General features: G+C 45.7%; 17 protein-coding genes, 3 tRNA genes and 1 other RNA gene. 10 read left to right on the top strand and 11 right to left on the bottom strand.

Going from position 1 to position 19,503, the window contains the following annotated elements:
- Positions 1–68 precede the first annotated feature (68 nt).
- Entirely contained in the window at positions 69–977 is a 909-nt protein-coding gene (locus tag VEJY3_RS04550; protein ID WP_014231251.1) for a LysR substrate-binding domain-containing protein, read from the top strand.
- A gap of 76 nt (positions 978–1,053) precedes the next feature.
- Here VEJY3_RS04550 and ffs read toward each other — a convergent pair.
- Both ffs and VEJY3_RS04545 read right to left on the bottom strand, forming a co-directional pair.
- Positions 1,054–1,150, bottom strand: an RNA gene (gene ffs, locus VEJY3_RS24575) — signal recognition particle sRNA small type.
- Between the two features lie 147 nt (positions 1,151–1,297).
- The gene (locus tag VEJY3_RS04545) at positions 1,298–2,041 is read right to left on the bottom strand and encodes a hypothetical protein (protein WP_014231250.1); all 744 of its coding nucleotides are present in this window, start codon (positions 2,039–2,041) and stop codon (positions 1,298–1,300) included.
- Positions 2,042–2,288: 247 nt separating this feature from the next.
- Between VEJY3_RS04545 and VEJY3_RS04540 the strand changes: the two genes are divergently transcribed.
- Entirely contained in the window at positions 2,289–2,591 is a 303-nt protein-coding gene (locus VEJY3_RS04540; protein ID WP_014231249.1) for a DNA base-flipping protein, read from the top strand.
- 46 nt (positions 2,592–2,637) lie between these two features.
- Here VEJY3_RS04540 and VEJY3_RS04535 read toward each other — a convergent pair whose 3' ends face one another.
- Positions 2,638–3,072: a YbaY family lipoprotein gene (locus VEJY3_RS04535; RefSeq protein ID WP_014231248.1), complete on the bottom strand. Its 435-nt coding sequence runs from the start codon at positions 3,070–3,072 to the stop codon at positions 2,638–2,640.
- A 229-nt stretch (positions 3,073–3,301) separates the two neighbouring features.
- Between VEJY3_RS04535 and tesB the strand changes: the two genes are divergently transcribed.
- On the top strand, positions 3,302–4,162 hold the full coding sequence (gene tesB, locus VEJY3_RS04530; RefSeq protein WP_014231247.1) for an acyl-CoA thioesterase II: 861 nt from the start codon (positions 3,302–3,304) through the stop codon (positions 4,160–4,162).
- Between the two features lie 63 nt (positions 4,163–4,225).
- Here the strand turns inward: tesB and VEJY3_RS04525 are convergent, their stop codons facing one another.
- Positions 4,226–4,699: an Lrp/AsnC family transcriptional regulator gene (locus tag VEJY3_RS04525; RefSeq protein ID WP_014231246.1), complete on the bottom strand. Its 474-nt coding sequence runs from the start codon at positions 4,697–4,699 to the stop codon at positions 4,226–4,228.
- 133 nt (positions 4,700–4,832) lie between these two features.
- On the opposite strand from VEJY3_RS04525, the gene VEJY3_RS04520 reads away from it, so the two are divergent.
- Positions 4,833–5,927 carry a PLP-dependent cysteine synthase family protein gene (locus VEJY3_RS04520; protein ID WP_014231245.1) on the top strand — a complete coding sequence of 365 codons (1,095 nt, stop codon included), beginning with the start codon at positions 4,833–4,835 and terminating at the stop codon, positions 5,925–5,927.
- Positions 5,928–6,004: 77 nt separating this feature from the next.
- On the opposite strand, the gene VEJY3_RS04515 is transcribed toward VEJY3_RS04520, so the two are convergent.
- The 3 genes from VEJY3_RS04515 to VEJY3_RS04505 all read right to left on the bottom strand — a co-directional run bounded on the left by VEJY3_RS04515 (position 6,005) and on the right by VEJY3_RS04505 (position 10,770).
- A complete protein-coding gene (locus VEJY3_RS04515; RefSeq protein WP_014231244.1) occupies positions 6,005–6,322 on the bottom strand; it encodes a DUF1244 domain-containing protein in 318 nt (105 codons plus the stop codon).
- A 240-nt stretch (positions 6,323–6,562) separates the two neighbouring features.
- A complete protein-coding gene (gene vmeF / locus VEJY3_RS04510) occupies positions 6,563–9,676 on the bottom strand; it encodes a multidrug efflux RND transporter permease subunit VmeF (RefSeq protein WP_014231243.1) in 3,114 nt (1,037 codons plus the stop codon).
- Complete coding sequence (locus VEJY3_RS04505; RefSeq protein WP_086027119.1) at positions 9,676–10,770, bottom strand: efflux RND transporter periplasmic adaptor subunit; 1,095 nt, start codon at positions 10,768–10,770, stop codon at positions 9,676–9,678. Before VEJY3_RS04505 ends, vmeF begins: the two co-directional genes overlap by 1 nt.
- A gap of 282 nt (positions 10,771–11,052) precedes the next feature.
- On the opposite strand from VEJY3_RS04505, the gene VEJY3_RS04500 reads away from it, so the two are divergent.
- From VEJY3_RS04500 to VEJY3_RS04490, 3 genes are all read left to right on the top strand, one after another.
- Positions 11,053–11,137 (top strand) — tRNA-Tyr (locus VEJY3_RS04500).
- Positions 11,138–11,223: 86 nt separating this feature from the next.
- A tRNA-Tyr gene (locus tag VEJY3_RS04495) sits at positions 11,224–11,308 on the top strand.
- 87 nt (positions 11,309–11,395) lie between these two features.
- Positions 11,396–11,480 (top strand) — tRNA-Tyr (locus VEJY3_RS04490).
- Positions 11,481–11,911: 431 nt separating this feature from the next.
- On the opposite strand, the gene VEJY3_RS04485 is transcribed toward VEJY3_RS04490, so the two are convergent.
- Entirely contained in the window at positions 11,912–12,787 is an 876-nt protein-coding gene (locus tag VEJY3_RS04485; RefSeq protein WP_014231241.1) for a Tim44 domain-containing protein, read from the bottom strand.
- Positions 12,788–13,103: 316 nt separating this feature from the next.
- On the opposite strand from VEJY3_RS04485, the gene VEJY3_RS04480 reads away from it, so the two are divergent.
- From VEJY3_RS04480 to VEJY3_RS04470, 3 genes are all read left to right on the top strand, one after another.
- Complete coding sequence (locus VEJY3_RS04480; protein WP_014231240.1) at positions 13,104–13,694, top strand: TetR/AcrR family transcriptional regulator; 591 nt, start codon at positions 13,104–13,106, stop codon at positions 13,692–13,694.
- Between the two features lie 13 nt (positions 13,695–13,707).
- Entirely contained in the window at positions 13,708–15,582 is a 1,875-nt protein-coding gene (locus tag VEJY3_RS04475) for an MFS transporter (RefSeq protein WP_014231239.1), read from the top strand.
- 159 nt (positions 15,583–15,741) lie between these two features.
- A complete protein-coding gene (locus VEJY3_RS04470) occupies positions 15,742–16,647 on the top strand; it encodes a putative sulfate exporter family transporter (RefSeq protein ID WP_162470575.1) in 906 nt (301 codons plus the stop codon).
- Positions 16,648–16,672: 25 nt separating this feature from the next.
- Here VEJY3_RS04470 and VEJY3_RS04465 read toward each other — a convergent pair whose 3' ends face one another.
- From VEJY3_RS04465 to menC, 3 genes are all read right to left on the bottom strand, one after another.
- Positions 16,673–16,852: a hypothetical protein gene (locus tag VEJY3_RS04465; RefSeq protein ID WP_014231237.1), complete on the bottom strand. Its 180-nt coding sequence runs from the start codon at positions 16,850–16,852 to the stop codon at positions 16,673–16,675.
- Positions 16,853–16,972: 120 nt separating this feature from the next.
- Complete coding sequence (menE, locus tag VEJY3_RS04460) at positions 16,973–18,406, bottom strand: o-succinylbenzoate--CoA ligase (protein ID WP_014231236.1); 1,434 nt, start codon at positions 18,404–18,406, stop codon at positions 16,973–16,975.
- Positions 18,391–19,380 carry an o-succinylbenzoate synthase gene (menC, locus tag VEJY3_RS04455; RefSeq protein ID WP_014231235.1) on the bottom strand — a complete coding sequence of 330 codons (990 nt, stop codon included), beginning with the start codon at positions 19,378–19,380 and terminating at the stop codon, positions 18,391–18,393. The genes menE and menC overlap by 16 nt, the downstream gene beginning before the upstream one ends.
- Positions 19,381–19,503 lie beyond the last annotated feature (123 nt).

Here is a 19,503-nt window from a genome sequence, read left to right as displayed (position 1 = left end):
AATATTTTGATCGTAACAACTCAATTCGAGTACAGTATGAATTAGCTGAACTAATAGATAAGAGCAAGATGGAAAACAAACAGCATGTCGTCTCAAACCTGTATACCTTCAACGTGGCCGCAAAGTGTTTAAGCTTTACCAACGCGGCCGAAGAGTTGCACTTAACTCAGGGAGCGGTAAGTCAGAGAATTAAACAACTAGAGCAGCAGTTAGGCTTCAAGCTATTTATCCGGCTGACCAGAAAGCTGGAACTGACGGAGGAAGGAAAACGACTATACGAAACAGTAAGCGGATCTTTTTCTACCATCTTTTCTGACATTGATGATATTCGCTTTAATGAGCTCACCGGAGAGCTATATATCGGGGTCGCACCAACGTTTGCTCAGTCATGGCTTTTACCTAAACTGGCCAATTTTCAGGCTCGCTATCCTAATCTGAACTTAAAAATCAGGGTAAAAGCCAGCTATCTGGACTTTAATCACGAGCCAGTGGATTTAGCTATCTACTACAGCCGCGAACCCCAATCTGATATGCATAACGAAATGCTGTTTGAAGAGTACCTTACTCCTGTTTGCACGCCGTTATACGCAGAAAAGCATAAGATTACGGACCAAGTGAGTAGCTTAGCTAACGCCAATTTAATCCATTGCACAGAGTCTATTGATTCAGCCAATTACGATTTTGAATGGCAACATTGGCTCAAACAGCAAACAGAACCGATTACCCCAAACGCCAATTACTATGTCTTCAACCATGGTGAGATGGCGGTATCTGCGGTTAAATACCATATGGGCGTAGGCATGGGACGCGTCGCGCTCATTCAGCCTTATCTTGATAGTGGTGAACTTATTGCACCGTTTGGTGTTATTCCAGCCGACATGAAGTACTTACTTATTTGCCCGAAAGGAATGGAAGAACGCCCACGTTTCAAGGCATTCACATCGTGGTTACGTAGTCAGTTAGTTGAAGATCATTAAACGATTCAACGTTGCAAGAAGCAAAAACGAAAAAAGCCTGCAATGTATTTAAACACTGCAGGCTTTTCAATGGGTGGGACCCCAGCCACATCCCGGCACACAAGTCACACGCTGCGGCTGCTTCCTTCCGGACCTGACCGAGTTCACGAGCTATTGTTGCGAGAGGACCAGAGCCCCATAATTCTTTTGTTGAGGGCTTGCCTCAAACGATGGGGCGATTATTCAGTATCGGACCTCATAATGCAAGGGCAAAAACCTTTAATTTCACCAATTAGCGATCGTTTGAACAAAACTCGGTCAATCTAGGATCTACTGAGAACCTACAGCTCTGCTTGCTCATCACCGCTGCGCAGGATGTAATCCGTCATCCACGCCGTACCCAATAAACAGATCCAAACAACAAAAACGGGCTTAGGCACATCGGTCGCAGGGCTGACAACCAACGCGGCAAAACCAACTGTCGGAAGCGTCCAACAAAGCAGCTTACTCCAGTGAATGGATTGCTTTATCTTTGTCAGTGTCTCCATTGAGGCAAGCATACCGGTCAGACAGAGTGCAACCAATGCGGCATAGGTTAAATCTGCCACCCACAGAGGTAATAACAACAGCAATGGCCACCAGCTGTGCTTATTCGAAGCCTTCCAATGAGTAATTGCCCACCACATGACGATGACAGCAAGCGTCTGCACAACGGTTACTGATGCTGAACCTGCCAATTTCCCACCCTGCTGGGTGACCATAATGCCGACTTGCAAGGTCAATACAATTAACCCGGTGGTGAGTAATACACCAAGAGAACTACGATGAGAGAACACCACCATTAACAGTGGGAATAGAATTAACACCCCAATAGATAACGCGATGGGCTGCATCGAGAGTGTGGCTCCGTATGCCATCATGGCACCAAGCAGTACTAAACCCGCTAGTCCGCCTTGAGGGAGTAGCCATAATGCAGGGATCATGAGAGCGAGAACAGGGAGTTCACCGCCACTTAAACTCATTGCTCTGGCACACACTACCGCGAGTAGAATCGTGATAAAAAACTGGATTGTAGAAAAAATCATAGCGCCTCCTGGCTTCCCCACCAACTTTGGAACTCAACGACAAATAAGGCACGAACTCGTTCGTCGTTAAGTGGGTCTAGACATCATTTTGAATCTCACAGAGTTCACCAATATCGTTACTGCGCTGCAAAAATGTAACGGCGTTCAAACGCGAAAAACTGGGGTGCTACACGCGTCAATAACTAATGGCGAAATACTGGCCGTCTGTATTACCATTCCTTGGCAATCCACAACGGACACTTTGAGTATGGACCAATTCTTAGCGCAAATCTTTGCTGTGATTCACCAAATTCCATCTGGGAAAGTCTCGACTTACGGGGAGATCGCAAAAATGGCAGGTTATCCCGGCTACGCTCGGCATGTTGGTAAAGCATTAGGTAACTTACCTGAAGGCAGCAAACTCCCATGGTTTAGAGTCATCAACAGCCAAGGCAAGATTTCATTAAAAGGTCGGGATCTGGATAGGCAAAAAGCCAAGCTTGAAGCAGAAGGGATCGAAGTGTCTGAAATTGGAAAAGTATCGCTCAGAAAATACAAATGGCAGCCTTAACTAAAGCTGCCATCTTTTTTCGCTTGGTTCTCTTGTCGAACGTAAATTAACGAACACCAACCAATCGGATGTCTACCTGATGAGTTTGTGCTTCATCAGTAATAACCGCGTGATGGGTATCGCTGATGAAACGCAACTTACCGTCAACTTCAATACGAGCACGAACGCTGTATCTGTGCTTCGCTTGAATTTCATTGCTGTCGTAGCTAAGTTCAAAAGCAATAGGAACTTGTTTACCTTCAGTGTTAAAGGTTTGCTTAGCGAGGACTTTTGATGGTGCATCCGCAAGCGACACATCTTCTAGAGATACGCTAACCAAAGCGTTTGGCGGTAAAGCAATACGTTCACGGTAAGCCACTGTACCTGTAATGGTCTTCATTGACACCTCAGCAGAATCCACTTCTGTTGTTTGAGAAGTTTGGCAACCCACAAGAGCAGCACCAAAAAATAAAGATGTAACAAGCAATAGTGTTTTTTTCATATATTCCTCAGGATGAATATTAAGCCAAGGTAAGTATACGGCCGAATCACGAGGCTGTCTTTGATTAGTTACTTGATTTAACAATAGTTTGACGAACTCAAGAGATACCAACCATTTGATTTTGTTTCATATTTGTTACAAGGTATACTCTTAGTAGTTTAAGATCCACTTCACAGACCTGTGGGAAATGGGTTAACTTGATGTTCAACACACACGGTGAGGAGACACAATGAGTAAACCACTAAGAGAGTTGCTCAGCCTGCTACAACTCGAACAATTAGAAGAAGGCTTGTTCCGCGGACAAAGCGAGAACTTAGGTTTACCTCAAGTGTATGGTGGTCAGGTGATTGGACAGGCACTTTCTGCCGCTCGTTACACCGTAGAAGAGACACGCACTGTACACTCATTTCATAGCTACTTTCTCTATCCGGGCGATTCTGAAAAACCGATTATTTACGACGTGGAGAACCTGCGCGATGGACGCAGTTTTAGTACCCGCCGGGTTAAAGCGATTCAAAATGGCCGCCCTATTTTCTATCTGACGGCTTCCTATCACAGTGATCAGCCGGGTTTCGAGCATCAGAAAACCATGCCGGATATTCCGGGCCCAGAAAACTTTCCTTCCGAAAGTGAACTGGCAAGCCATATCGTGGAATACCTTCCTGAAAGATTGCGTAAAACGTTTTGCGGTGAAAAACCGATTGAGATGCGCCCTGTCACGGTGATCAATCCGCTAAAGCCCACCAAAGCCGAGCCTAAACAATACCTTTGGATTCGCGCTAATGGTGAGATGCCAGACAACCAGCTGATCCACCAGTACTTGTTGGCGTACGCGTCGGATTGGGGCTTCCTAGTCACTGCGTTACATCCACATGGTGTTTCTTTAATGACTCCAAACTTCCAGGTGGCAACCATCGACCATTCTATCTGGTTCCATCGCCCGTTTAAGATGGATGAATGGTTGCTTTACGCTATAGAAAGCCCAACCGCGAGCCACACTCGTGGACTGGTTCGCGGAGAAATCTACAACCAACAAGGTCACCTGGTCGCAACAGCGGTTCAAGAAGGCGTGATGCGTTACACGAAATAGATTGGCTTTTAAATACGACAAAGGAGCGGCTCGCGCTCCTTTTTAGTAACTGATTACCGTTGATTAAATACGGCCAATCGGGAGCTCTGTGGTGTACTTGATCGACTCCATGGCAAACGTAGAGGTCACATTTGAAAGCCCTTTCACACTATTAACCAAACGCTTATAAAACTTATCAAAGCACTTCATGTCTTTGACCAGCACTTTCATCATGTAATCGTACTCACCCGCCATTCGATAGAATTCCATGACTTCGGGGAAATCACTCACCGTAGTGACAAAATGGTGATACCACTCTTCAGAGTGATCGATGGTCTTAAGTTGCACAAACGCAATGAACGACAGATCCAGTTTTTCCGCACTTAACAGAGCGACTCGCTTTTCAATGAATCCATCGTCCTCTAGTTTCTTAAGGCGCTTCCAACATGGCGTTGTGGTGAGGTTAACCCGTTCAGCCAATTCGTTTAAAGACAGTGTTCCGTCGGTCTGGAGTAAAGCAAGTAACTGCTTGTCAATTTTATCTAAATTATTTTCCATAAAGACTAATTTAAAGAGAATTTATTTCTACAAAATAAACATCATAAAACAAATATAGCAAAGTTTTTCTCCCAGATTATAGGTAAATTATTTTCAAACAAAACCTAATTTATCACTTTCAAGGAGAGACGCTATGTGTACTGACCACCAGTGGATCAACAATGCAGTACGTAAAATTGAAGCGGATTTTCAACGCTCTGCAGACACTCATCTGTTTAAACTCGACCTTCCTTCTCTTGATGGTATCGATATCTACTTAAAAGATGAGAGCACACACCCTACTGGTTCATTAAAACACCGTTTAGCGCGTTCTCTTTTCCTGTATGCGATTTGCAATGGCTGGATTGGCCCTGAGACTACCGTCATTGAAGCCTCTTCAGGAAGCACTGCTGTATCTGAAGCCTACTTCGCGCGTCTGCTTGGCCTGCCATTTATTGCCGTTATGCCAAAAAGTACGGCCCGAAAAAAAATAGAACAAATCGAGTTTTATGGTGGTAAAGCCCATTTAGTCGAACGCTCAGATCAAATCTATGACGAGTCCCGACGCCTCGCAAAAGAGTTAAACGGACACTACATGGATCAGTTCACCTATGCGGAACGTGCAACTGACTGGCGTGGGAACAATAACATTGCAAACTCCATCTTTAGCCAAATGAAATTAGAAGACCATCCCATTCCAAGTTGGGTGGTAATGAGTCCGGGTACGGGTGGCACATCGGCAACCATAGGTCGATTTATCCGTTACCAAAAATATGAGACGAAATTGTGCGTTGCTGACCCTGAAAATTCGGTGTTCTATGACGCTTTCCAGTCCGGAAATTCGAATTTGAAGTGCGAGAGCGGAAGCAAAATTGAAGGCATTGGTCGCCCTCGGGTAGAGCCAAGCTTTATCGCTGGCGTGGTCGATGAAATGCGCAAAATACCAGATACGGCAAGCGTGGCTACCGCACACTGGGTTTCTCACTTGATCGGTCGCAAGGTAGGTGCTTCTACGGGAACCAACCTGTATGCGGTGCTTCAGCTTGCTTGTGAGATGAAGCTGCGTGGTGAGACGGGATCTATCGTGACCCTGCTGTGTGATTCTGGTGACCGCTATTTGGATACTTACTTCAATATGGAATGGGTTAAGACAAACATCGGCGATATTCAGCCTTATCTAACCCAGCTCGAAATTATTCAGGCGAAAGGCTGTGTTGAGCCTGCATGCTGTGAGCCGGTCGTCGCCTAAAGAGTCTAAAACGAGATAGGAAAAACAAAACAGCCCGCACGATGCGGGCTGTTATCTATAAATGTCCGTTTATAGCGCTATTTTTTCTGACGTGCTTCAAAAGCCGCTAGCTGCTCTGGTGTCGCTGCTGGTTGGTGGTTTTGCTTCCACTCATCGTAAGTCATACCGTAAACACGCTCACGAGCATCATCGATGTCTAAGTCGACACCCAGTTTTTCTGCCTCTGCGGTGTACCACTTACTAAAGCAGTTACGGCAGAAACCCGCGAGGATCATTAGGTCAATATTCTGTACGTCTTTATTTGCATCTAAGTGGGCTAAAAGACGACGGAATGTCGCTGCATCAAGTTTATCTTGCTCTTCTTGCGTAAGATTTTTGTATTTAAATTCAGCCACTTTACTTTCCTTCTCGACTATTTTACTTGCTGCTGCCGGCATATGTTGGCGTAGCGTAATCGCATCCAGCGCTAAAGCGTGAGCAACAAGCCCTATTATTGTAAAAATGATTCGTCACACAGGGTAACGCCAAGTTACCAAAAACACCATTGCGTCATACGCAAAACGGGTTTAGACAAAACAAAAAAGCACCGAATGGAAAATCAATCGGTGCTTTTTGTCATCAACAACTTAGTCTTTCTAAGGGTGAGCAATACGTCCTTTGGTGTCCTGACTCAGTGCCTTATTGAGTTCCGCTTCAACATGACCTGGTGCGCGCGTATTCGCTGCAATCAATCGGTACATTGCCGGAATAACGAATAGAGTAACCATTGTCGCGAAGCCCATACCAAAGAAAATCACCGTACCAACCGCGACTCGGCTTTCATAACCCGCCCCTGTTGACGAAATCAATGGGATAGCACCAGCTAGAGTAGTAAATGCCGTCATCAAGATTGGACGCAAACGGCGAGCTGCCGCATCAATGATGGCATTTTCAAACTCAACCCCACGGTCACGAAGCTGGTTAGCGAATTCAACGATCAAGATGCCGTTTTTCGTCACCATACCAATCAACATGACCATACCAATCTGGCTGTAAATGTTCATGCCCTGGCTCATTACGATTAAGCCCAAGAAGCCACCAAATACCCCCATTGGAACGGTAAACATCACCACCAATGGGTTGACGAAACTCTCAAACTGAGCCGCCAGTACGAGATAGGCAACCAGCAAGGCCAGTGCAAAAACAACCGCTACGCTGGACTGATTCTCTTTAAAGTCTTTTGACTCGCCAGAGTAACTTACTGAGATATCTCCCGGTAGAGAATCAATCGCTTCTTGGTCAAGGAAGTTCAGCGCTTCACCTAAGGTATAGCCTTCTGACAAGTTCGCCGTAATGGTGATTGATTTTTGCTTGTTGTAGTGAGACAGACGAATGGAAGCGGCCACCTCCTCTATTTTGGTAACCGTATCAAGCGTCACTAGCTCACCACTATTGGTGCGCAAGTAGATCTGGCTTAGATCTGCCGCATTGTTAAAGCTATTCTCGTCACCGCGCAGATACACGTCGTATTCTTCGCCGCGATCGACATACGTTGTCTCGCTTTTACCGCCTAACATAATTTCAAGCGTATCAGAGATGTCTTTCACGCTGACACCGAGTTCCGCTGCACGCTGTCTATCGACGGTCACTAATAGTTCTGGCGTCTTCTCAGAGTAGTCAATCTCTGCGCCTTCCATCATTGGTGACTCTTCCGCTTTGTTTTTCAGTGCTTCAGCCCAGACCAGCAGCTCATCATAATCTGAGCCGCCCAACACAAACTGAACGGGTTCGCTTGATCCGCCGCGGAAACCAGGCATGAATGGGAACACACGCACGTCTGGAATTCCGGCTAACGCGCCACGCACTTGACCTAAAGCCTGTTGAGCAGTGATGTTTCGCTCGTTCCAATCTTCCAGAATCATGATGACAAAACCCGTTTGGTCACCCGCCTGACCTCCAAATGCCGGGGTTTGGATACTGAATGATTTAAGGAACCCTTGTCCTAATAAAGGCATTAGTCGGTCTTCGACAATATCCATGTTCGCGGACATTCGGTTGTACGAAGTCGCATCGGCACCACGAACAAAGGCAAAAATCACCCCCCTGTCTTCTTGCGGCGTCAACTGCGCAGGAACCTGATTCATCAGAACATAGCTTCCGCCCATACAAGCTAAGATAACCAAAGGCGCAATCCAACGCACTTTTAACGCGCCTTTTAATGCACCGCGATAACCAGCCTCAAGCTTGGCGAACATTCGATCGACGGTTTCATTGAAACGATTTGGTTTGACGTTCGCTTTTAGAATCTGACTGCCCAATACTGGCGTCAACGTCAGTGCTATCAGCGAAGAAAAAATCACCGACATCGCCAGCAATACTGAAAATTCGGTAAACAGCAAGCCAACCATGCCATCCATAAAGGAGATTGGCAGGAATACCATCACAAGAACGAACGTAGTTGCGACAACCGCAAAGCCAACTTCTCGAGTCCCTTTATAGGCGGCAAGCAACGGAGACTCTCCCCGCTCTATGTGGTGGAAGATATTCTCCACGACCACAATGGCGTCATCGACCACCAGACCGATGGATAGAATCAACGCCATTAGCGTGATCAAGTTGATAGAGAAACCGAAGTAATACGCGGCGATGAAAGACGAGATCAACGAGACTGGCACCGTCACCGCTGGTATTAACGTCGCTCGAGCCTGACCAATAAAGATATACAGCACCAGAATCACCAGACCGCCGGTAATAAACAGCGTGCTATACACTTCTTCTATAGAGCGCTCGATAAACACCGTCGCATCATAGTCAATCGCAAGGCGAGTACCTTCCGGTAAGAATTTCTGGATATTATCCACTTCAGAACGAACGCGTTCAGCCACCTCCAGCGGGTTAGCATCCGACTGAGGTACCACTCCTAAACTGATGTTTACCACACCATCACTTTTAAACGTCGAGTTTTCGTTTTCTGCGCCGATAAAGACATCCGCGACATCTTTCAGGTAAATTGGCGTGCCATTACTCGCGCGCTTAACAACTAGGTACTGAAAGTCTTCTGGCGTTTTATAAGTTCGCGCAGTGCGTACCGACATGACGGTAGAATCATTTCGCACTTCCCCACCCGGACTCTCGAGGTTTTCATTACGCAATGCGGTGGTAATATCCGAAGCCGTCACTGCTCGACCAGCCATAAGATCTGGTTTCAGCTTTACGTACATCACTTTGTACAAACCACCAGAAAGATCGATGGAACTCACCCCAGAAATCAAACTGAAGCGATCCATCAACACGCGCTCTGCATAATCCGTCAGTTGGGTGCGATCCATTTCTGACGAACTAAGGTTGATATAAAGAGAAGCCTCGCCAGAACCATTGTTCTTATAAACAATTGGGTCATCTGCTTCGTCAGGTAATGAACGCTGAGCTCGGGCAACCGCATCACGTACATCGCTGACACCAGTGTTGAGATCATACCCGAGGTCAAAGGTGATGGTGATTCGTGAGGAGCTGTTACGTGTTGTCGAACTGATTTCATCAATGCCACTGATACCGGAAAGCTGATCTTCCAGAACCGACGTAATCTGGCTCTCGATGATTGTGGCGGAAGCCCCTTCGTAACGTGTCGTAATTGACACGACAGGGCTTTCGATATCTGGCATTTCGCGTACAGAAAGTTTGCTGAATGACACAAAGCCAAACACGCAAAGCAGCATACTCAATACCAATGACGCGATAGGGCGTTTTACGGAAATGTCAGAAAGTAACATTAGTTTTCTTCCTTATCCGAATCGTTGCTCTGATTAGTAGACGTCATTTTTGGCGACTTGAGCGGAGCGACGATTTCTTCGACCTGAACACCATCACGCATGTTAACGATGCCTTGCACCACGATCTTGTCACCGACTTTTACGCCTGACTCAATCACAACTTCGTTGTCCACGCGAGCGCCAAGCAGCACCTCTGTACGTGTGGCTTTGTTGTTTTCATCAATGACGTATACGTATCGCTTGGTACCAGAATATTCCAATGCCTGTACTGGGATAATCGGCGCTTCAATGGCTGGAAACGCTAAAGATGCATTCACCAGCATTCCCGGCTTCAAGCGATTTTCCGGATTATCAAACTGAATACGAACACGTAAATTCAATGTCGCAGTGCTAATACGAGTATCAATACCTGTCACTTTACCGATAAAAGTTTGATCACCCCATGCGCTTGTCTTGGCTTGGACCTCCATACCAACAGAAAGCTTCGACAAATATCGTTCTGGTACCTGCAGGTCTAATTCCATCACCGAAAGATCATCCAGCGTTAAAAGTTCAGTACCCGCACTGACCATTTTTCCTCGGCTGAAATCAATAAATCCAACAGTCCCGGAGAATGGTGCAGAAATATGGAGATCGGCAAGGTTAGCTTTTGCAGCATCTAAGCGAGCATCTGCAATTTGAACACTGGCTTTCTGAGCATCAATTTCCGTCGGCGTAATTGCATTTCGTGCGACTAATCGCTGAAACTCTTTGAGCTTACGTTGCTCATCTTTAAGGTATGCCTGAGCCTCAACAAGCGCTGCTCTTGCTTTGTCATCATTTAACTTAATCAACAATTGCCCTTGTTGGACATTCTGATTCGCTTTTACGGCAATTTGCTCGACTTTTCCGGAAACCTCAGAAGCAACAACTACAGACTCTGCAGCTTCTAATTTACCAATAAGAGATAAAGACTGGTTGATTTCATGCGTTTCTACTTGCTCTGTCACAACCGTAACAGCAGTTGGGCCGCGCTGCGCTGCTAAAGTAGTTTGCGATGCCAATAATAGAGAAAGCGTTAAAACAGATAAGGATAAAGTGGCTTTCATATTCATATTCTTAGTCAATTAGCGAATAAACTTAGGTCATTAAACTTCATACAGTTTATCAATAGTTACGAGCCTCAACGTCAAGTAGTGTAAATTCCGGAAGAAATGAGGATTTATTCTGTATAAATGACAAACAAAACGCTGACTTTCTGGCATCTTTGCATAAAAAGACAGCATTCGACGTATAAACGCAAGAAAAATACTTTACAGTCGGAGCGAGTTTGCTATGATTCGCTCCGCACTTGGGAGATGAGTTGGGAAAACAGCTTCTAAGTATAAAAATACCCTGGAGGGGTTCCCGAGTGGCCAAAGGGAGCAGACTGTAAATCTGCCGGCACTGCCTTCGATGGTTCGAATCCGTCCCCCTCCACCATATTTCTTCTGATGTTTATTCCTTTTAAACGTTAGAACAACTTGAACGATGTGTTGGGAAATCATCTTTTAAGTATAAAACACCCTGGAGGGGTTCCCGAGTGGCCAAAGGGAGCAGACTGTAAATCTGCCGGCACTGCCTTCGATGGTTCGAATCCGTCCCCCTCCACCATATTTCTTCTGATGTTTATTCCTTTTAAACGTTAGAACAACTTGAACGATGTGTTGGGAAATCATTTTTTAAGTATAAAAATACCCTGGAGGGGTTCCCGAGTGGCCAAAGGGAGCAGACTGTAAATCTGCCGGCACTGCCTTCGATGGTTCGAATCCGTCCCCCTCCACCATATTGAAAAGCCAGCTCATTGAGCTGGCTTTTTTCGTTTTGCCCCTCGTTAACCTACAGACTTATAAACGTTATTTCCCTTCATTCACCTTCTCACTGCTCATTCAGATACTGAGCTCCTTCAACACAGCTAAATACAAAGTAACAGACGGTTATTTATCCCCCTGTGGCTAATACTCATAGTCCAAAATAACAGCAAGTTATTGAGCTAGAAGAAGCATTGAGAACAAGGTGTAAATTGCAGTAACGAGTTTATCGCATTACAAAGGTCTAACGTGGCTAACACCAAGAGTAACCAAACACATGAATGAGAGTTTTTCTGGTACTGGTATTACTAGACTGCCCACCAAAACTTAATGGTAACTTTCAGGTACAAAAAATCCCGCTATAAAAGCGGGATTTTATTGATACTAAATTGATCGCTATTGAAGGTTAACCTTGAATACCAACAATCAGCCAAGGTGCGTTAGGTACCGTTAGATCACGTTCAAGGTGCCAGATATCAGTGATATCTTCTTCGATACCTTCGACAGCATCGCGGTAACGGCCACTAAACTGCAAGCTAAGCTCAGCTTTGTTTGCGTCGTAATCCGCACGAACAATCTCTGCATCAACGTACATCACATCAGTATGTTGTTCGCCATCCAGTTTCGCGCGCTCTGCTTTTAGATCATCAAGTAAGCTCGGAGAAACATATTCTTCAATCGTTTCTAGCTGGTTATGGTTCCACGCGCCTTGTAGGATTCGGTAGTGTTCGCGAGCACCATTCACAAATCCTGCCTGGTCAAAGCCCGGAGGAAAGTTATGTGGAACGTCACTTTGTGCACCGAAGCCACCAAAACCACCAGCATTTACGTTTGGCTGCTGCTCAAAATTTTGAGTGTTCGGCTGTTCGAACTTCGAGCTGTTACCACCAAATGCAGGCTGCTGACGATGCTGATTCATACTGCCCTGCTTCGCAGCCAACATGCCTCGCATCAGTTTAAAGATTAGGAAGGCAATCAAGCCAATAATAAGGATATCCATAAATTGGATACCTTCAAAAGCACCACCAAAGAATGCTGCCAGAAGGCCACCAGCTAAAAGACCTCCGAGTAAACCACCCATCAAGCCTTTCTTGCTTGAAGATTTGGCGGTTTGATCTTTACCGACGGTACTCGTGTTTGTTGTTTGCTTCTGTGTTGGCGCAGGCGCAGTCTTGTAGCTCTTACCAAAAGACTTACCACCACCAAACTTTTTCGCTTCTGCAATAGGTGTTACAGCAACGGTGAACATTAGCAGAGCAACAATCGAAAATATGCGTTTCATCGTTATCCTTACAATTGACGATAGTTATCCAAGAATGTGCCCAACTGAATCATCAGTTCTAGTGTTCAGATAGTGGCACGTCAAAGATGAGTGTTGAATCATCATACTCCGTATGCATGCTCATTAAAACAATCTAACCCGTCTGACATGTATCAGAATATTGCCAAAGTTACACTCGCTGATCATTTCTTATGCAAGTATCAGTAACAACAGACAAATCCACCTCTCGTTATGCTCATTTGGATACAGGATTTATTGACGGTGAATAACTAGCCGACTATCATATTGAACAATGTTCAATAAAGCAGTTTGAAGTATGGCGCGCAGAAACGATCACACCAGAGAAGAGTTAATAAACCTAACCTTAGCAACCGTTAAAGATTTTTTAGAAGAGAACTCTTATCACGAGCTTAGTCTTCGTAAGATCGCTAACATGATCGGTTACGTGCCAAGTACATTAGTTAACATTTTCGGTAACTACAACTTACTACTTTTACATGTTGTAGCTCAGACTCTGGATGAGTTATCCCAGGAGTCAAGAAAAGCGACAAGTGATTGTAAAAACGCAAACGAAGCACTGTTTGAACTGGCCTATTGTTACCACGATTTTGCCCTTAAACATCCATACCGATGGCAATTAGTATTCGAGCATAACATGAACGGCGCAGAGCTCCCTGAATGGCAAGCAAAACGCATTGATGGTATGACAGGGATATTAGAGTCACTTCTCGCGGAAATTGCGCCTCACCGCACAGACTCTGAAGTAATTCAAGCCAGTCGTGTGTTGTGGTCTGGCGTACATGGCATTACCCTACTCAGCGTAGATGATAAATTTTTCTCGAGTGAACCAGTGGACGGTAAAGTTTTAATAAGTAACCTGCTATCTAACTACCTCAATAACTGGTAATAAAGGATTCGACATGTCATCGGACAGACATCCCTCCTTACTTAGACAAAGAAAGTTCCTGCCTTATTTCATTTCTCAGTTTTTCGGCGCTTTCAATGACAACATTTTTAAGAACGTTTTACTGCTTTTTGTCGCCTTTGCTGGTGCGGGTGCCTTACCTATTTCCAGCAACCTGTTCATCAATTTAGCCGCGGGTTTATTCATTCTTCCTTTCTTTCTGTTTTCAGCCTCAGCAGGTGTGTTAGCAGACAAGTACGAAAAGTCCTGGTTTATCCGCAAGGTAAAGTTATTTGAAATTGCAATAATGGCTTTGGGCGCCATTGGCTTTATTACCGAAAGTTATGGCGTGTTATTACTGCTGCTGTTTTTGATGGGCACTCAGTCCGCATTTTTTGGCCCGGTAAAGTACGCTCTGCTGCCACAAAACCTGAATGACAAAGAATTGGTTCCGGGTAACGCCTTAGTCGAAGCCGGTACCTTTATCGCGATTCTGATTGGGACTCTGGGAGCCGGAATTATTGCCTCATCAGAGAATGCCAAATACCTCGCAGCATTTTGTGTGGTGCTATTTGCGCTGCTCGGTTATTTATCGAGTCGTTTTATCCCATTTTCAGCCGCTAGTGCACCGAACCTGACCTTCCGCTGGCAACCATATCAACAAACTAAGCACACCCTCTCGATCTGTAAGTCTGATCGGGTAGTCTTTCAATGTATTATGGCGATCAGTTGGTTCTGGTTTCTGGGTGCTGCTTACCTAACCCAATTTCCAAACTTTACGAAAGTGTATCTGAGCGGCACAGAGAGCGCGGTTTCCTTCTTACTTGCCCTCTTTTCAATCGGTATTGCGCTTGGGTCATTGCTTTGTAACTGGATTTCCAATCACCGAATTGAAGTCGGCATCGTGCCAATTGGCGCGCTGGGCATCACAATATTCGGTTACTTGATGGCGACCTCGATTCCAGGCGACTTACCTCAATTTCAAACTTTTAGTGAATTCATCGCCTTCCAGGATTACTGGCTTCTGTTTTTCTATCTATTGATGATTGGTGCATCAGGCGGGTTATTCATTGTTCCTCTTTACGCGTTAATGCAGCACCGAGCAAAAGAAACCGAACGTGCTCAGGTCATTGCTGGGCTCAACATCTTTAACTCGTTCTTTATGGTCGGTAGCGCGGTGTTAGGCATTGTCTGCTTAAGCGTGATTGAAATGACGATTCCGCAGTTGTTTGCGTTACTTGCAGTACTCAACCTCCTTGTCACTGTGTACCTGTTTATGCAGGTACCTATCTTCGTCGTCCGTTTTGTTGTTTGGATGCTGACTCACACTATTTACCGAGTCAAACACAAGAACCTGCATCATTTGCCAGAAAGCGGCGGTGCCTTGATTGTGTGTAATCACGTCAGTTATATGGACGCATTACTTTTAAGTGCGGTATGCCCTCGCCTCATTCGCTTTGTAATGGAAGAAGATTACGCCAACCTGACGCCGATACGTGGCTTCTTGCGCCGAACGGGTGTGATACCTATTTCAGCCAGTAATCGAAATTCAATCCGAAGAGCGTTCAATGACGTCGAACAAGCATTAGCCGAAGGCGATATCGTGTGTATTTTCCCGGAAGGTAAGCTGACCTCTGACGGCGAGATCCAAGAGTTCATGCGCGGTATTGATATTATTCTGCGCCGCAGTCCAGTCCCTGTTATTCCAGTAGCATTAAAAGGGCTTTGGGGTAGTTACTTTAGCCGATGCAAAGGCAGAGCTTGTAAAGGGCTTCCAACCAGATTCTGGTCGAAGCTGGAAATAGAAGCAGGCTCGCCAGTCCAGCCAAACGACGCAACGGCTCAATTGATGTTTGAGAAGGTGCGAGAATTACGCGGTGATTGGCGCTGATAAGCCCCGTTGAATCTATTCATTTGAACACATGTTTAGGATAACTGAACATGTGTTCAAATCATTAAGACAAACTGACCATAAGTGATGCGATATACTCACACTTTCACAAACAATAACGAATAATAAACCTTGAATAAAAAGTATCTTCTTTTTGGATTGGCGCTGCTGTTTTGCCTGACCCCTTTTGTATCCTCACCTATCGCGCTGGTTATTGGCTTTTTACTGGCTAGCTTTGGCTTTGTGCCAGGCGAACTGCCGATCGCGTCTTTCACCAAAAAGCTACTGTCTTATTCCATTATCGGTTTAGGGTTTGGGATTAATTTCGAGCAGGCTCTGGCGGTTACGTCTGATGGTATTGGTCTTATCATCGCTACCATACTCGGTACATTGGTGATCGGTTCGCTCATTGCCAAAGCCATTAAACTTGAAACAACGACGGCGTACTTAATTTCTTCCGGCACTGCGATTTGTGGTGGCAGTGCTATCGCAGCCGTTGCCCCCGCGATTAGAGCCAAAGATGAACAGATTGGTTTGGCACTGGCAACTGTATTCGTCCTAAACTCGGTCGCCCTATTCGTATTCCCCGTAATTGGCCATGCGCTGGAACTAGACCAACATACGTTTGGCACATGGGCAGCCATTGCCATTCATGACACCTCTTCTGTGGTCGGCGCCGCATCGGCTTATGGTGAGGAAGCGCTTACCACAGCAACGACCCTCAAATTAGCTCGCGCGCTTTGGATCATTCCGGTTGCATTAATTAGTGCTGTGATTTTCTCGCGAGATAATGGAGAAGATGGTTCAAGTAAGATTGCGATTCCTTACTTTATTTTTTGGTATTGCGCGGCCATTGCGTTCAGTGACTTTTTACCTCAATTCGAGATGCTCTATCACGGTATCTTTACCGTTGCCAAGCAGGCATTGGTGGTGTGCTTATTCTTGATAGGATGCAGTATTTCCGTTTCTAAGCTGAAGTCTGCTGGTGCTAAGCCATTGCTATTTGGTGTCAGTTTGTGGGTTTTAGTTTCCGTATCATCACTGATATGGTTGTTGATTCACTGATCCAATCAACCGTAGAAAATATTAATTAAACGCTTTCTGACTCAGTTCCACCTGACGCACGATCACTTCGTTGCTTGTGAGTAAAAACTAAAGCGATCGCGATGAGGAATGCCGTCAGTTCAGCTAAAGAACGAGCTAATCCTTCACTGTTTAGTGAGATGCCTATTTGTAGCAGAACTGCCGCTATTAACGCAGTCTTGACCATACTGAACCTTATGCTTTTATTCTCTAGAATGAAGCGTAATTATGATTCAGTGTTATAAGGATACAAAATTCCCTTTCTGACTAACACATAGCAAAATTGACTAACCTTACTTAAGATTGGTCAATTCCCCTGCAGCCACTCTTTTACCGCTTTGCGAGAGACCTTTATTCCACCCGCTAATAATGTCTTTGGCATCGAGTGATACGCGATTGGCCACTTGAACTTCTCAAGTTTGGCCTGCAGAAAATGTTCGTAGTACTCTGAACTCATCAACTGGTCGGTTTGAATCACCGCTACAGGTCGATGACCGAACTCCTTATCTTCAACGGGCACCACAATACTTTGCACCACAGTCTCGATCTGGTTCAGAACCGCCTCTATCTCTTCACAATGAATGTTTTCACCACCTGAGATGAACTGATTATCAGCACGACCGATAATCTTCAGCTCATTGCCCTGCCATTCTCCTAAATCCTTGCTGTCAAACCAGCCTGATTCGTCCACCAACGGCGTAATGTCACCCTGGAAAAAATAGCCAGATGCTAAGGTTTGCCCACCGATAAAAATACGGCCATCCACTATCTTGATGTCGCGATTTTGGAGCACGTGGCCAGCATTGCTGGTTTTGTCGATTTGCTTTGCTGTCACTGTAGACGCCGCTTCTGTCATACCGTAGCCCAGCCAGGTTTCAATCCCCTGACTTGCTGCACGCAAAGCCAACTCATGATCGACATGGCTCCCTCCCAGCAAAACATGAGATAAAGACAGCACTGCCTTGTCATCCAATAATCGTTTAAGTTGTGTAGGCACTAGTGAGGCATGAGAGACACCTAAAATATCCTGTGCCAACTGACCATTACCAACCTTCAGCGTTGCACCAGCAAACAACCAACGGTACATAATCGCCAGCCCAGACACGTGATAAAGAGGCAGTGACAACAACCAAGTATCCTTCTGAGTGAACGTAAACTCACTCAACAAACCTTGTGCTGAGGCGAAATGTTGTCGATGAGTATGCACCACGGCTTTCGGCACGCCAGTTGAGCCTGAAGTGAAGACAATCGACGCCGCATTATCATGGCGATAACCGCTCTCTTGCTTGGCGTTTAATGGTTGCGATGTATTCTTAGGGCAGGTCAGTAATGTGCCGTTCAGAGCGGTTTGATCTTGTTTAGAATAAGAGGCCAATGCCTCTTCGGTAAACCACATGAAACGCGGCTGTTTTGGCTGGTACAAAGTGTGCAACTTGCCGTTAAGAGCCTCGAACGGCTGTGGCATAGTTAATGCCGCAATAGCGCCTATCTGTTGTGCCGCCAGATATATCAACACCGTCTCAGCTTGATTCTTGCCGACGAGCGTAACAACGCTTCCGCACCCTACTCCTTGCTCCCGCAAATAGTGAGCATAATGTTCAATACGAGATTCAAGCTGCTGCCAGGTTAAGGGCTCTTCTGGAGTCACTAATGCAGTAGAAAATGGGCTCGTCTGAGCCCAGTAATTCCAAGGTGCAATCGCGCTATTTTCTGTCGCGAATGGCTCTACGCTGATTGCCACACTAATTCCTGCTCAGCGAGAGGGGCAATTGGAAGTTCACACTCTGGCCAACCTTGCTCTAACTGTGATTTAAACAGTCCGATGGTGTCTAGTCCCGGAACTTCATCAGGAAGTTGCCATTTCGCAAAACGTGCAAGTTGAGTCAATCCTAAGCTGGATTCGATACTTGAACTGATCACCGCTTTCATGCCCAGAGACTTTGCTTTTTCGATTAGCTTAATACAAAAATCAACGGAGCCAATCAGAGTCGGCTTAATGATGATAGCCTTTACGCCGGTTAGATCTTCGAGACGGAAATCTTCACGTCGAGACGCATCCTGTAGGGTTTCATCCCAAGCGATCGCAATGCCTGTGTTAATAGCGAACGACAGACTGTCGCCCGGCGAACGGCAAGGCTCCTCTAAGAACGAGATCCGTTGACGCAACGATGGCGTTACATATTTGGCGAACTGCTGAGCTTTTTCTGGTGTCCACGCCCGATTAGCATCAAGTCGCAAAGTGAGCTGAGGAATGGATTCCAGAAACAGGTTCACCAACATACCGTCGCGAATAGGCTCATAAAGCCCTACTTTGATCTTGGCGACTTTGTCCCCTTCCATCTCGTTCAATTTTGGAATCAGTTCGTCAGGATCACCGGTACAAAGTGGCGCAGCTTGATATTGACCATCACGAGGCAACTCTCCCGCCAGTTCAAGTTGAGCCATTGACAAACCAAAAGCAACCGACGGCACCATATTGGCGTAATCAATCGGCAATCCGGCAACCCAACGTTCAGCCTGATCCTGCAGCTGTATACCCGCCTCATCGCTGGTTTCGTGGCTAAACCCCACAAGAGGGGCCACTTCACCAAGGCCAACCTGCTCATCATCAGTTAACTCAATAACGTAACCGACACGCTCGGTCAATTTGTTATCACGTAATATAACGCCACTATCCATGGGAAGGCAGTAACGGTAAATTTTCGCTTTACGCATAATCCTCTCCTAGTAGTCCGTATAGCCCAAGCACGCTAGAAGAAAAATCAGCGTCCTCCCGAAGGACAAGATCCTTGGGCTCTAAATTCAATTCAGAGAAGCCCTATGGCTTCTCTTCTATAC

It is taken from the genome of Vibrio sp. EJY3 (assembly GCF_000241385.1).
Taxonomy (GTDB): domain Bacteria; phylum Pseudomonadota; class Gammaproteobacteria; order Enterobacterales; family Vibrionaceae; genus Vibrio; species Vibrio natriegens.
The sequence above is the reverse complement of the archived record's forward strand: the minus strand, read 5'-3'. Positions and strand labels throughout refer to the sequence as shown.